The 13,855-nt window shown below is 53.1% G+C and carries 13 protein-coding genes; 9 read left to right on the forward strand and 4 right to left on the reverse strand.

Annotated elements, in window-relative coordinates; all coding sequences use genetic code 11:
- The first annotated feature begins 188 nt into the window (after nucleotides 1-188).
- Nucleotides 189-809: a TIGR04211 family SH3 domain-containing protein gene (locus tag FDW98_RS16775; protein ID WP_096755626.1), complete on the forward strand. Its 621-nt coding sequence runs from the start codon at nucleotides 189-191 to the stop codon at nucleotides 807-809.
- A 62-nt stretch (nucleotides 810-871) separates the two neighbouring features.
- Complete coding sequence (locus tag FDW98_RS16780) at nucleotides 872-2,107, forward strand: multifunctional CCA addition/repair protein (RefSeq protein WP_096755625.1); 1,236 nt, start codon at nucleotides 872-874, stop codon at nucleotides 2,105-2,107.
- 98 nt (nucleotides 2,108-2,205) lie between these two features.
- Here the strand turns inward: FDW98_RS16780 and bacA are convergent, their stop codons facing one another.
- Together bacA and folB are read right to left on the reverse strand one after the other, a co-directional pair.
- Complete coding sequence (gene bacA, locus FDW98_RS16785; protein WP_096755624.1) at nucleotides 2,206-3,024, reverse strand: undecaprenyl-diphosphate phosphatase; 819 nt, start codon at nucleotides 3,022-3,024, stop codon at nucleotides 2,206-2,208.
- 85 nt (nucleotides 3,025-3,109) lie between these two features.
- The gene (gene folB / locus FDW98_RS16790; protein ID WP_096755623.1) at nucleotides 3,110-3,478 is read right to left on the reverse strand and encodes a bifunctional dihydroneopterin aldolase/7,8-dihydroneopterin epimerase; all 369 of its coding nucleotides are present in this window, start codon (nucleotides 3,476-3,478) and stop codon (nucleotides 3,110-3,112) included.
- Between the two features lie 106 nt (nucleotides 3,479-3,584).
- Between folB and plsY the strand changes: the two genes are divergently transcribed.
- A complete protein-coding gene (gene plsY, locus FDW98_RS16795) occupies nucleotides 3,585-4,202 on the forward strand; it encodes a glycerol-3-phosphate 1-O-acyltransferase PlsY (RefSeq protein ID WP_096759329.1) in 618 nt (205 codons plus the stop codon).
- Between the two features lie 40 nt (nucleotides 4,203-4,242).
- Here plsY and FDW98_RS16800 read toward each other — a convergent pair whose 3' ends face one another.
- Nucleotides 4,243-5,175: a LysR family transcriptional regulator gene (locus FDW98_RS16800; protein WP_096755622.1), complete on the reverse strand. Its 933-nt coding sequence runs from the start codon at nucleotides 5,173-5,175 to the stop codon at nucleotides 4,243-4,245.
- Between the two features lie 210 nt (nucleotides 5,176-5,385).
- On the opposite strand from FDW98_RS16800, the gene ttdA reads away from it, so the two are divergent.
- From ttdA to FDW98_RS16815, 3 genes are read left to right on the forward strand one after another with little or no spacing between them, the layout of a single operon-like run.
- The gene (gene ttdA / locus FDW98_RS16805) at nucleotides 5,386-6,297 is read left to right on the forward strand and encodes a L(+)-tartrate dehydratase subunit alpha (RefSeq protein WP_096755621.1); all 912 of its coding nucleotides are present in this window, start codon (nucleotides 5,386-5,388) and stop codon (nucleotides 6,295-6,297) included.
- Nucleotides 6,294-6,899 carry a L(+)-tartrate dehydratase subunit beta gene (ttdB, locus tag FDW98_RS16810; protein WP_096755620.1) on the forward strand — a complete coding sequence of 202 codons (606 nt, stop codon included), beginning with the start codon at nucleotides 6,294-6,296 and terminating at the stop codon, nucleotides 6,897-6,899. The genes ttdA and ttdB overlap by 4 nt, the downstream gene beginning before the upstream one ends.
- Nucleotides 6,900-6,947: 48 nt before the next feature.
- Nucleotides 6,948-8,411 carry an anion permease gene (locus FDW98_RS16815; RefSeq protein ID WP_096755619.1) on the forward strand — a complete coding sequence of 488 codons (1,464 nt, stop codon included), beginning with the start codon at nucleotides 6,948-6,950 and terminating at the stop codon, nucleotides 8,409-8,411.
- A gap of 69 nt (nucleotides 8,412-8,480) precedes the next feature.
- On the opposite strand, the gene tsaD is transcribed toward FDW98_RS16815, so the two are convergent.
- On the reverse strand, nucleotides 8,481-9,494 hold the full coding sequence (tsaD, locus tag FDW98_RS16820; RefSeq protein WP_096755618.1) for a tRNA (adenosine(37)-N6)-threonylcarbamoyltransferase complex transferase subunit TsaD: 1,014 nt from the start codon (nucleotides 9,492-9,494) through the stop codon (nucleotides 8,481-8,483).
- A 235-nt stretch (nucleotides 9,495-9,729) separates the two neighbouring features.
- Here tsaD and rpsU point away from each other — a divergent pair, with 235 nt between their 5' ends.
- The 3 genes from rpsU to rpoD all read left to right on the forward strand — a co-directional run bounded on the left by rpsU (nucleotide 9,730) and on the right by rpoD (nucleotide 13,795).
- Nucleotides 9,730-9,945 (forward strand): 30S ribosomal protein S21, encoded by a 216-nt coding sequence (rpsU, locus tag FDW98_RS16825; protein WP_001144069.1) that lies wholly within the window; start codon nucleotides 9,730-9,732, stop codon nucleotides 9,943-9,945.
- Nucleotides 9,946-10,058: 113 nt separating this feature from the next.
- Nucleotides 10,059-11,801 carry a DNA primase gene (gene dnaG / locus FDW98_RS16830; protein WP_096755617.1) on the forward strand — a complete coding sequence of 581 codons (1,743 nt, stop codon included), beginning with the start codon at nucleotides 10,059-10,061 and terminating at the stop codon, nucleotides 11,799-11,801.
- 149 nt (nucleotides 11,802-11,950) lie between these two features.
- Nucleotides 11,951-13,795, forward strand: coding sequence for an RNA polymerase sigma factor RpoD (rpoD, locus tag FDW98_RS16835; protein ID WP_096755616.1), 1,845 nt, complete (start codon nucleotides 11,951-11,953; stop codon nucleotides 13,793-13,795).
- Nucleotides 13,796-13,855 lie beyond the last annotated feature (60 nt).

Raw genomic sequence — 13,855 nt, forward strand, 5'->3', positions numbered from 1 at the left:
TGCGTTCTTGATTGTCAGTAGATAGTATTTTGCGCCAAATTGCCATGCAACGAGCAATTTGACGGGCGTAAAAGTTTCGAGTGGTGACAAAAGGGACACAGATGATTCCGATTGATGTTGAATGCTTTGCGTAGAGACACTGATGCCACTACTATCGTTCCACTTTCTATGACAATAACGACAGCCTGATGCCAAAATTACGCCTGATTGGATTAACTTTACTCGCACTTAGCGCCACTGCCGTCACCCATGCAGAAGAAAAGCGCTATGTCTCTGATGAACTGAACACCTGGGTCCGCAGCGGTCCGGGAGATAATTATCGCCTCGTGGGTACGGTTAACGCCGGCGAGGAAGTCATTCTGTTACAGACTGATGCCAGCACCAACTACGCCCAGGTAAAAGACAGTACCGGACGCACGGCTTGGATCCCGCTGAAAGAGCTGAACAGCACGCCAAGCCTGCGTACCCGCGTTCCGGACCTGGAAAACCAGGTAAAAACACTGACCGATAAGCTCAATAATATTGATACCACCTGGAACCAGCGTACCGCCGATATGCAGCAAAAAGTGGCGCAAAGCGACAGTGTGATCAATGGGTTGAAAGAAGAAAACCAGAAGCTAAAAAACGAGCTGATTGTGGCGCAGAAAAAGGTCAGTGCCGCGAATTTGCAGCTTGATGATAAGCAGCGCACCATCATCATGCAGTGGTTTATGTATGGCGGCGGCGTACTGGGACTGGGTCTGTTGCTCGGTCTGGTTCTGCCACACATGATCCCAACCCGTAAACGCAAAGATCGCTGGATGAACTGAATCGCCTTCTCCGCCACACTGACATATGATTAAGGGATGATTTTTTTCAAAAGGAAAGTGGCGTGAAGATTTATCTGGTCGGTGGAGCTGTTCGGGATGCGTTATTAGGGCTACCGGTTAAAGATAAAGATTGGGTTGTCGTCGGCGCCACGCCGCAAGAGATGCTCGACGCGGGCTACCAGCAGGTAGGCCGCGATTTTCCTGTTTTTCTCCATCCGCAAACACGCGAAGAATATGCGCTGGCGCGAACCGAACGAAAATCAGGTTCAGGCTACACCGGATTTACCTGCTATGCCGCAGCAGACGTAACGCTGGAAGCCGATCTCCAGCGCCGCGACCTGACGATCAACGCGCTGGCCCGCGATGATGACGGCGAGATTATCGACCCGTATCACGGGCGTCGCGATCTGGAAAATCGTCTACTGCGCCATGTTTCCCCTGCTTTTAGCGAAGATCCGCTGCGCGTACTGCGCGTGGCGCGCTTTGCCGCGCGTTATGCACACCTCAGCTTCCGTATCGCCGATGAAACCCTGGCCTTAATGCGCGAGATGACCGCTGCCGGAGAACTGGCACATTTGACGCCGGAACGAGTCTGGAAAGAAACGGAAAATGCGTTAACTACCCGTAATCCACAGGTCTTTTTCCAGGTCCTGCGCGACTGCGGCGCACTGCGCGTTCTGTTCCCGGAAATAGACGCTCTGTTTGGCGTCCCGGCGCCGGCTCAATGGCATCCGGAAATCGACACCGGTATTCACACGCTGATGACGCTGTCGATGGCGGCCATGTTGAGCCCAAACGTAGATATACGTTTTGCCACGCTGTGCCACGATCTTGGCAAGGCTCTGACGCCAAAAGCGCTGTGGCCACGTCATCATGGTCACGGCCCGGCGGGCGTCAAACTGGTAGAGCAGTTATGTCAGCGTCTGCGGGTGCCCAATGACATCCGCGATTTAGCCAAACTGGTGGCGGAATTCCACGATCTCATTCATACGTTCCCGATCCTGCAGCCGAAAACTATCGTGAAGTTGTTTGATTCCATCGATGCCTGGCGTAAACCGCAACGTGTGGAACAAATTGCCCTGACCAGTGAGGCCGACGTCCGGGGTCGCACCGGTTTTGAAGCAGCAGATTACCCGCAAGGTAGGCTGCTGCGGGAGGCCTGGCAAGTCGCACAGACTGTGCCGACGAAAGAGGTCGTTGAGGCAGGATTCAAAGGGCCGGACATTCGCGAGGAGCTGACACGACGTCGCATTGCGGCGGTGGCCAGTTGGAAGGAACAGCGTTGCCCAAAAGCGTAGGCAGTATGTTGCCGGATGCGCTGCGCTTATCTGGCCTACGGGGTCAACATCTCGTTCCGTAGGCCCGGTAAGCATAAGCGCCACCGGGCACACAAAAGTTAGAAGAACACCACGTAAACAGCGGCGGCGACCACAAAACGATAAATCGCAAATGGAATAAACGAGATACGTTTAATCAGCTGCAGGAAGGTTTTGATCGCCACCAGCGCCACTACAAATGCCGTCACGAAGCCCACAGCAAACATTGGAATGTCTGACGCGCTCAGGAACGACCAGCTTTTGTAGAGATCTAACGCCGTGGCACCCATCATCATTGGTACCGCCAGCAGGAATGAGAATTCCGATGCAGCATAGCGGCTCACGCCCATCAGCATACCGCCTGAAATGGTCGCTCCGGAGCGGGAAAATCCCGGCCACAGTGCCAGGCACTGGAAGCAGCCAATCATAAACGCCTGGCGATAAGTCATATCATCCAGACCCGGCGCGCGCGGCTCTTTCGGCTTCAGGCATTCTGCGGCTATCAGCAGCACGCCCCCCACTACCAGCGCATACATCACGTTGATCGGGTTAAACAATGATTTGATGGTATCGTGGAAAATCAGTCCCAGTACCACGGCCGGGATCATCCCTAACAGGATATGCCCCAGCGTTAGTCGTCCCTTGCCGGTTCCTTCATGCGGGGCTTTACCAAAGTGAATGCCAATCAGGCCAAACAAGCGGCGCCAGAACATCACCACAACAGCCAAAATAGAACCCAGTTGAATAACCACTTCAAATGTCTTTGCGGTAGCGCCTTCAAACCCCAGCAGGTGGCCAACAATAATCATATGGCCGGTGCTGGATACAGGCAAAAACTCCGTCAATCCCTCGACCACACCCAAAATTGCCGCCACCAGCAGCGAGTGCATATCACTCATCAATTAACCCCTAGATAGAAAACCACGGCAAAAAAGAGCCAACGTTAGGACTCTTTTATACCTGTTAGGTTTAGATATTATTAATTTAATTACTTTCTTTCAGATTATTGCCACGCTCAATGATAACGCCGACGTTTGCCGCTCTCGCCACCGCCCCCGGCTTGCTGAGCTTGATGCGTACCCATGGGGAATTAAAACGGCTAAGCAGGAGGTCTGCCACCTCTTCAGCCACGCGTTCAACCAGCGCAAAACGTCCGCCTTCCACATGGCTGACCACCGTTTGTGCGATATCAGCATAGCTCAGGCAATCGGCAACATCGTCGCTTTTCGCTGATTTGCGGTTATCCCATGCCATTTCGATATCGAACACCAGTTTTTGTTCGATAGTCTGTTCCCAGTCATAAACACCAATAGTGGTGATTACCGAAAGTTGCTCTATAAATACAATATCCATCACGACCTGCCTGCTTTTTGGCTAACCCGGATACCACTTCCGGCGAAATATGCGTATTATCCACGGAAGTAGTGTTTTACACGACATTTTCAAAACGGAACAGCTTATGAGTGCAATCGCGCCTGGAATGATTATCTTCGCGTACCTCTGCGGCTCAATTTCCAGTGCTATTCTGGTATGCCGCCTCGCTGGATTGCCGGACCCACGTGACAGCGGTTCTGGAAATCCGGGCGCGACAAACGTATTGCGAATTGGTGGCAAAGGAGCCGCCGTCGCCGTGCTGATTTTTGACGTCCTGAAGGGTATGTTACCCGTGTGGGGTGCATACGCGCTAGGCGTTAGTCCTTTCTGGTTGGGCTTGATTGCTATCGCCGCCTGCCTGGGACACATCTGGCCGGTGTTCTTCGGTTTTAAAGGTGGGAAAGGCGTCGCCACCGCCTTTGGCGCCATTGCGCCGATTGGCTGGGATTTAACTGGCGTCATGGCGGGCACCTGGTTACTAACTATCTTGCTGAGCGGTTATTCCTCATTAGGGGCCATCGTCAGCGCCCTGATAGCCCCATTCTATGTCTGGTGGTTCAAACCCCAGTTCACCTTCCCGGTATCCATGCTGTCGTGCTTAATTCTGCTGCGCCATCATGACAACATCCAACGTCTGTGGCGTCGACAGGAGCCGAAGATCTGGACCAAGCTGAAGAAAAAGCGCGAAAAAGATCCCGAGTGACGATATTGCCGGATAATGACGCGACGGTGTCTTATCCGGCTTACAGGATCTGATACCCGTCAACCGGCTTACCCAACCGCTGCTGGCACCACGTTGCCAGAAACTCTACGCACACCCGTAGCTTTACGCTGCGATACAATGGCTCCTGATACACCGCCCAGATATTGGCGCTCTGCGCATATTCTGGCAGCACGCGAACCAGTTCACCGCTGAGCAGAAACGGCTGTACGTCCCACTCAGAACGCAGCATGATCCCTTTTCCCTGTAACGCCCACTGCAACACAATCTCGCCGCTGTTAGAAGAAAGATGCCCCGCCACCTTGACCGATTTTTTCTCGTGGCCGTTATCAAGCTCCCAAACCCCGTGCGTCATATCGCGCTCTTTGGTAACCAGGCAATCATGGCGACTTAATTCCTGTAACGTCTTTGGATCCCCGTATTCGCGTAAATATGTCGGTGCAGCACACAATATTCTTTTATTTTTCGTTAACAAATGTGCAATATAATAATCGGGAATTTCATCATTAATACGAATATCCAGATCGATATTATCCTGCGCTAAATCAATTTGCCGATCGTACAGTTCAAAATGCACCTGTAATTCAGGATAGCTATGCATCAATTCGGTAATCGCTGGGGCGATATAACTGCGCCCAAACCCAAAGCTACAACCAATACGGATCATCCCTTCCGGACGCGTTTTGATTTGCGTGACGTCATCCACCAGATGCTGATAGCGGGCGAGGATCTCCTGCGCATGTTCATAGCACCGCTGACCGCTTTCCGTTAACACCACGCCGCGTGCGGAGCGGTTAAGCAGCGTGGCCCCTAGCGTAGCCTCCAGAATCTGAATGCGTTTTGTCACAAACGCTGGCGTCTGCCCAAGGGTCGCTGCCGCCGCGCTAAAGCTGCCGCTATGCACAATTTCAACCAGCACCTGCAGGTCTTTCGCCAGGGGATAGGTGTTCAGCATGTTCAGGATATCCGTGAGGGTGTGAATCGCAGTGTAATTCCCCTGGACATATTAAACCCTGCCTTGGCGCAATTTTTATTATCTTAAGCGGGCATCATTCACGAACTGTTAATTGGTTATTCACAGCGCTAAAAAATATAAAGCCACATTTTTAGTGGTAGTTTGTCCGGGAGAATTTATTTCCAGATAAATAAAAGAACTGGAGTTGACATGATGAGCCATCAAAATAACCAACATGCGATAAATACGCTGACTAACATTGTCGCTGATTTTACCGCCATGATTTCTACCCGTATGCCCGACGATGTCGTAGATAAATTAAAACAGCTACGCGAAGGCGAAACCTCGCCGATGGGTAAAATTATCTACCACACCATGTTTGACAACATGCAGAAGGCGATCGACCTGAATCGCCCGGCGTGTCAGGACACCGGTGAAATCATGTTCTTTGTGAAGGTCGGTTCCCGCTTTCCACTGCTGGGCGAACTGCAAAGCATCCTTAAGCAGGCCGTTGAAGACGCCACCGTGAAAGCGCCGCTACGCCACAATGCGGTAGAGATTTTTGACGAGGTAAACACCGGCAAAAATACCGGTACCGGCGTGCCATGGGTCACCTGGGACATCATCCCCGACGCTGACGACGCAGAAATTGAAGTCTATATGGCGGGCGGTGGCTGTACGCTGCCGGGGCGTTCCAAAGTGTTAATGCCTTCCGAAGGCTACGAAGGTGTCGTGAAGTTTGTTTTTGAGAATATCTCCACGCTAGCAGTAAACGCCTGCCCACCGGTGCTGGTCGGCGTAGGTATTGCGACCTCCGTTGAAACCGCCGCCGTGCTGTCACGCAAAGCCGTACTGCGCCCGATTGGCTCACGCCATCCCAATCCCAAAGCTGCCGAGCTGGAACTGCGTCTCGAGGAAGGACTTAACCGTCTGGGTATTGGCCCACAGGGGCTAACGGGTAACAGCTCCGTGATGGGCGTGCATATCGAATCGGCCGCACGCCACCCGTCGACCATCGGCGTGGCCGTTTCTACCGGCTGCTGGGCGCACCGTCGCGGCACGCTGCGGGTTCATGCCGATCTCTCCTTCGAAAATCTGTCTCACACCCGGAGCGCGTTATGAAAAAGATCCTGACAACCCCGATCAAAGCCGAAGATCTGGCAGACATTCGCGTCGGCGATGTCATTTACCTGACCGGTACGCTGGTGACCTGTCGCGACGTGTGTCACCGCCGCTTGATCGAGCTCAAGCGCCCGATCCCGTACGATCTAAACGGTAAAGCCATTTTTCACGCCGGCCCAATCGTGCGTAAGAACGGGGAAAAATGGGAGATGGTCTCCGTCGGCCCAACCACCAGCATGCGTATGGAAGCCTTTGAGAAAGAGTTCATCGAGCAAACCGGCGTCAAACTGGTGGTCGGCAAAGGCGGCATGGGACCGTCGACCGAAGAAGGGTGTAAGCAATTCAAAGCACTGCACGTGATCTTCCCGGCTGGCTGCGCGGTTGTTGCCGCCACGCAGGTTGAAGAAATTGAAGAGGTGCACTGGACGGAATTGGGCATGCCGGAATCCCTGTGGGTGTGCCGGGTTAAAGAGTTTGGCCCGCTGATTGTTTCCATCGATACCCATGGCAACAACCTGATCGCCGAAAACAAAAAGCTGTTCGCTGAACGTCGCGACCTGATCGTCGAAGAAATCTGCGAGCACGTGCACTACATCAAATAACCCTCCCGGAGAGGCGCATACCTCTCCCCCTTTCGCAGGGATACAACAATGGCACCTTTAGCTGGTTGGTGGCGATACCTGGCTCCGCTGGTGGTCATCGCCATTATTGCTGTTTTGCCCGTTCCTGGCGGTCTTGCAAGCCACACCTGGCTCTATTTTGCCGTCTTTACCGGGGTCATCGTCGGGCTTATCCTGGAACCTGTTCCCGGTGCGGTAGTGGCGATGATTGGTATTTCTATCATTGCCGTGCTGTCGCCGTGGCTGTTGTTCAGCCCTGAGCAACTCGCCCAGGACGGATTTAAATTTACCGCCAAATCGTTGTCATGGGCGGTGTCGGGGTTTTCTAACTCGGTTATCTGGCTGATTTTCGCCGCCTTTATGTTCGGCACCGGTTACGAGAAAACGGGTCTGGGTCGGCGTATCGCGCTGATGCTGGTAAAGAAGATGGGGCATCGCACGCTGTTTCTCGGCTATGCGGTGATGTTCTCCGAACTGATCCTTGCCCCCGTGACACCGTCTAATTCCGCACGCGGCGCAGGCATTATCTACCCGATCATTCGTAACCTGCCGCCGCTGTATCACTCTCAACCCAACGATCCCAGCGCCCGCTCCATTGGCTCTTACATTATGTGGATGGGGATCGTCGCCGACTGCGTCACCAGCGCTATTTTTTTAACGGCGATGGCACCAAATCTGCTGCTAATTGGCCTGATGAAAGGTGCTTCCCATACAGCGTTAAGCTGGGGTGACTGGTTCTTAGGCATGCTGCCGCTGAGCATTTTACTGGTGTTGATCGTGCCCTGGCTGGCCTACGTGCTGTACCCACCGGTGCAGAAATCTGGCGATCAGGTCCCGCGCTGGGCGGAAACCGAGCTGAAGGCGATGGGGCCACTGTGCGCGCGTGAGAAAAAGATGCTGGTATTGATGGTGGGAGCGCTGGTGCTGTGGATCTTTGGCGGTGACTATATTGATGCCGCAATGGTCGGCTACAGCGTGGTGGCGTTGATGCTGGTACTGCGCATCATTTGCTGGGATGACATTGTCAGTAATAAAGCGGCATGGAACGTCTTTTTCTGGCTGGCTTCGCTGATTACCCTTGCCACCGGGCTGAACAATACTGGCTTTATCTCCTGGTTCGGCAAACTGCTGGCAAACGGACTCAGCGGCTACTCGCCGATAATGGTAATGGTGGCGTTGATCGTGGTGTTCTATCTGTTGCGTTATTTCTTTGCCAGCGCCACGGCCTATACCTCTGCCCTCGCGCCAATGATGATTGCAGCCGCGTTGGCGATGCCGGATATCCCGCTGCCGGTATTCTGCCTGATGGTCGGTGCCGCCATTGGTCTGGGCAGTATTTTGACCCCGTACGCTACCGGACCAAGCCCGATCTACTACGGCAGCGGCTACTTGCCGACGGCCGATTACTGGCGACTGGGCGCCATCTTCGGCCTGATATTCCTCGTCCTGCTGGTGATAACCGGCCTGCTGTGGATGCCTCTGGTTTTACTGTAAATCCCGCCGGGGCGGCGTAGCGTCGCCCCTTTTTCCTACGCATCTCTCCAGTCCGCTTTCCCGGTACGCTTACGCCGCCGGTAACTCCGCCAGCGGCCAGCGTGGACGCACGGTGACACCAAGGTCTGCCGTTGCTCCGGATTTAAAACGCACCATGCCCGCATAGGCGATCATCGCCCCGTTATCGGTACAAAATTCCGGGCGCGCATAGAACACTTCGCCACGGCGTTTTTGCATCATTTCCGCAAGCGCGGCCCGCAGGGTACGGTTAGCGCTCACGCCCCCCGCCATCACCAGACGCTTAAAACCGGTTTGATCCAGCGCGCGTTTGCACTTGATCATCAGCGTATCGACCACCGCATCTTCAAATGCACGGGCGATATCCGCACGGGTCTGATCGTCGTTTTCGTTATTACGAATGGTATTCGCGGCGAACGTTTTCAGTCCTGAGAAGCTGAAATCCAGCCCCGGACGATCGGTCATCGGGCGCGGGAAGACAAAACGCTTTTCCACGCCCTGAGACGCCAGCTTAGACAGCATCGGGCCACCTGGATAATCCAGCCCCAGCAGTTTGGCCGTTTTATCGAACGCTTCACCGGCCGCATCGTCAATCGATTCGCCCAGCAACTCATACTGTCCAATACCGGTGACGCTAATCAGCTGCGTGTGCCCGCCAGAAACCAGCAGCGCTACAAAAGGATATTCCGGCGGATTATCTTCCAGCATCGGTGCCAGCAAATGGCCTTCCATATGGTGTACAGGAATGGCCGGAACATTCCAAGCGAACGCCAGAGAACGCCCTACGGTCGCCCCCACCAGCAGCGCACCGACCAGACCCGGTCCTGCGGTATAGGCCACCGCATCAATATCTTTTGCCGTTAACCCTGCTTCAATCAGCGCCGCCTGAATCAACGGTACGGTTTTACGCACGTGATCGCGTGAAGCCAATTCAGGCACAACTCCACCGTAGTCAGCGTGCAATTTCACCTGACTATACAATTGGTTGGCTAAAAGACCTTTTTCATCGTCGTAAATGGCGATGCCGGTTTCATCGCAGGATGTTTCAATTCCCAGTACACGCATGACTTGTTTTACCTCGCTCTAATACCGCGCAGTGTAGGTCGAATGCGGGTTGATGTAAAACTTTGTTCGCCCAAGGAAGAACCCTCGTGTATACTCCTCACCCTTATAAAAGTCCCTTTCAAAATCGCGTCGGTGCTTTACAAAGCAGCAGCAATTGCAGTAAAATTCCGCACCATTTTGAAATAAGCTGGCGTAGATGCCAGCGGCAAACCGAATTTATAAAGGTGAGAGTTACATGCCGGTAATTAAAGTACGTGAAAACGAGCCGTTCGACGTAGCACTGCGTCGCTTCAAGCGTTCCTGCGAGAAAGCAGGTGTTCTGGCGGAAGTTCGTCGTCGTGAGTTCTATGAAAAACCGACTACCGAACGTAAGCGCGCTAAAGCTTCTGCTGTGAAACGTCACGCGAAGAAACTGGCTCGCGAAAACGCACGCCGCACTCGTCTGTACTAATCTATTGGGAGCTAAGGCTCTCAATTCAGACTGAGTTGTAGTTGTAAGGCCGTGCTTCCGGAAGGAATGCGCGGCTTGTTTTCGTTTATAAGTCGTTAAAAATAACGGGGCATATGGCCGGAAGAATCCCACGCGTATTTATCAACGATCTGCTTGCCAGAACCGACATCGTCGATCTTATCGACGCGCGGATAAAGCTGAAAAAGCAGGGCAAGAACTACCATGCGTGCTGTCCGTTCCATAACGAGAAAACCCCCTCTTTCACCGTTAACGGTGAAAAGCAGTTCTACCATTGCTTCGGCTGTGGCGCACACGGTAATGCCGTCGATTTTTTGATGAACTACGATAAACTCGAGTTTGTTGAAACCGTCGAAGAGCTGGCGGCGATGCACAATCTTGAAGTGCCGTATGAAGCCGGAACTGGCCTGAGTCAGATAGAGCGCCATCAACGGCAAAATCTCTATCAGTTAATGGAAGGGTTAAATGATTTTTATCAGCAATCCTTCGCCCAACCTATCGCCGAGCCTGCTCGCCAGTACCTGGAACAACGCGGCCTGAGTACCGAAATTGTTCAGCAGTTCGCTATTGGTTTTGCTCCGCCAGGCTGGGATAACGCATTAAAACGTTTCGGCGGCAATGTCGACAACAGGAAGCTGCTGCTCGATGCCGGAATGCTGGTCATGAACGACCAGGGAAGAACTTACGACCGTTTCCGCAATCGCGTGATGTTCCCGATTCGCGACAAACGAGGCCGGGTGATTGGTTTTGGTGGCCGTGTGCTCGGTAATGATACGCCGAAGTACCTGAACTCCCCGGAAACCGATATTTTCCATAAAGGTCGCCAGCTGTATGGCCTTTATGAAGCCCAACAGCACAACGCTGAACCACAGCGTCTGCTGGTTGTCGAAGGATATATGGATGTTGTAGCCCTGGCGCAATACGGTATCAACTATGCCGTTGCCTCACTGGGTACGTCGACCACGGCTGACCACATGCATATGTTATTCCGGGCAACAAACAATGTGATTTGCTGTTACGACGGCGACCGCGCCGGACGAGATGCCGCATGGCGTGCGCTGGAAACAGCAATGCCTTACATGACAGACGGTCGTCAGCTACGCTTTATGTTCCTGCCCGACGGGGAAGACCCGGATACGTTGGTACGTAAAGAAGGAAAAGAGGCTTTTGAAGCGCGGATGGAGCAGGCTCAGCCACTCTCAATGTTCTTATTTAACAGCCTGTTACCACAGGTTGACCTAAGTACGCCAGATGGCAGTACGCAGCTTGCCGCGCTGGCACTGCCGCTTATCAGCCAGGTCCCTGGCGATGCGCACCGTATTCAGCTGCGCCAAATGCTGGGCCTGAAGCTGGGGATTTTTGACGATGCCCAACTTGATCGTTTAATGCCAAAACAGGCTGAAAGTGGCGTCATACGCCCAACTCAGCAGATAAAACAGACTCCTATGCGTATACTTATAGGACTGTTGGTACAAAACCCGAACTTGGCGCCACTGGTGCCCCCCTTGAATGGGCTAGCACAGAGTAAATTACCAGGACTCAGCCTGTTTAACGAGTTGGTCAGTCTCTGTGTTGCACAGCCGGGCCTAAACACCGGGCAGCTGTTAGAAAATTATCGCGGAACAGGTGAATACTCAACACTTGAAAAACTCTCAGCCTGGAACGATATAAGGGATGAGAATGTTGAAAAAATGTTCACCGACACGCTAAACCGAATTTTTGATTCAATGCTTGAACAGCGACAAGAAGAGTTGATAGCTCGCGATCGCACGCACGGTCTAAGCAATGAAGAACGCCGGGAGTTCTGGGAAATCAGACAAGCCCTGGAAAAAAAATGAACTTAACGGCTTAACTGCCGAATATCGTTCGGGAAGCCCCCGACAGCCGCACGGAGAGGCAGCGGCAAAATATAAGTATGCCCTCGTTTTGCCGTTGGCGGTTTTACCGCCCAACACCAATCAAACGAATTAAGTGTGGATACCGTCTTATGGAGCAAAACCCGCAGTCACAGCTGAAGCTACTTGTCCAACGTGGTAAGGAGCAAGGCTATCTGACCTATGCCGAGGTCAATGACCATCTGCCGGAAGATATCGTCGATTCAGATCAAATCGAAGACATCATCCAAATGATCAATGACATGGGTATTCAGGTGATGGAAGAAGCACCGGATGCCGATGATCTGCTGCTTGCTGAAACCTCCAACAGCACCGATGAAGACGCGGAAGAAGCGGCTGCCCAGGTTCTGTCCAGCGTTGAGTCCGAAATCGGCCGTACAACTGACCCGGTGCGCATGTACATGCGTGAAATGGGTACCGTTGAACTGTTAACCCGTGAAGGCGAAATTGACATCGCTAAACGTATCGAAGACGGGATTAACCAGGTTCAATGCTCCGTTGCAGAATACCCGGAAGCCATCACCTATCTGCTCGAGCAGTACGATCGCGTAGAAGCTGAAGAAGCGCGTCTTTCCGACCTGATCACCGGCTTTGTCGATCCGAACGCGGAAGAAGACATGGCACCAACGGCGACGCACGTCGGGTCTGAACTCTCTCAGGAAGAGATGGATGACGACGAAGACGAAGATGAAGAAGAAGACGACGACAGCAGCGATGACGACAACAGCATCGACCCTGAATTAGCGCGCGAGAAATTCGGTGAACTGCGTACTCAGTACGAAATCACCCGCGACACTATCAAAGCGAAAGGCCGCAGCCATGCTGCCGCGCAGGAAGAAATTCAGAAGCTGTCTGAAGTGTTCAAACAGTTCCGCCTGGTGCCGAAGCAGTTCGACTACCTGGTAAACAGCATGCGCGTCATGATGGACCGCGTGCGTACTCAGGAACGTCTGATCATGAAGCTCTGCGTTGAGCAGTGCAAAATGCCGAAGAAAAACTTCATCACCCTGTTCACCGGCAACGAAACCAGCGAAACCTGGTTCAACGCGGCTATCGCGATGAACAAACCGTGGTCTGAAAAACTGCACGACGTGGCAGATGACGTCCACCGCGGCCTGCAGAAACTGCGTCAAATTGAAGAAGAAACCGGCCTGACCATCGAGCAGGTTAAAGACATCAACCGTCGTATGTCCATCGGTGAAGCGAAAGCCCGCCGTGCGAAAAAAGAGATGGTTGAAGCTAACTTGCGTCTGGTTATCTCTATCGCTAAGAAATACACCAACCGTGGTCTGCAATTCCTCGATCTGATTCAGGAAGGCAACATCGGTCTGATGAAAGCGGTAGATAAGTTTGAATACCGTCGTGGTTATAAGTTCTCCACCTATGCAACCTGGTGGATCCGTCAGGCGATCACCCGCTCTATCGCAGATCAGGCGCGTACCATTCGTATTCCGGTGCATATGATTGAGACCATCAACAAGCTCAACCGTATCTCCCGCCAGATGCTGCAAGAGATGGGCCGCGAGCCAACGCCGGAAGAGCTGGCTGAACGCATGCTGATGCCGGAAGACAAGATCCGTAAAGTGCTGAAGATTGCCAAAGAGCCTATCTCCATGGAAACGCCGATCGGCGACGATGAAGATTCGCATCTGGGTGATTTCATCGAGGATACCACCCTCGAGCTGCCGCTGGACTCTGCCACCACCGAGAGCCTTCGTGCCGCAACGCACGACGTTCTGGCTGGCCTGACAGCGCGTGAAGCGAAAGTTCTGCGTATGCGTTTCGGCATCGATATGAACACCGACCACACGCTGGAAGAAGTCGGGAAACAGTTCGACGTTACCCGCGAACGTATCCGTCAGATCGAAGCGAAGGCGCTGCGTAAACTGCGTCACCCGAGCCGTTCTGAAGTGCTGCGTAGCTTCCTCGACGATTAATCTCGCCGTATAAACATCAACGCCACCGCAAGGTGTAATGCTGATCAGTTAAGGATCGGT

Source organism: Citrobacter sp. wls711 (genome assembly GCF_005281055.1).
GTDB classification, from domain to species: Bacteria; Pseudomonadota; Gammaproteobacteria; order Enterobacterales; family Enterobacteriaceae; genus Citrobacter; species Citrobacter gillenii.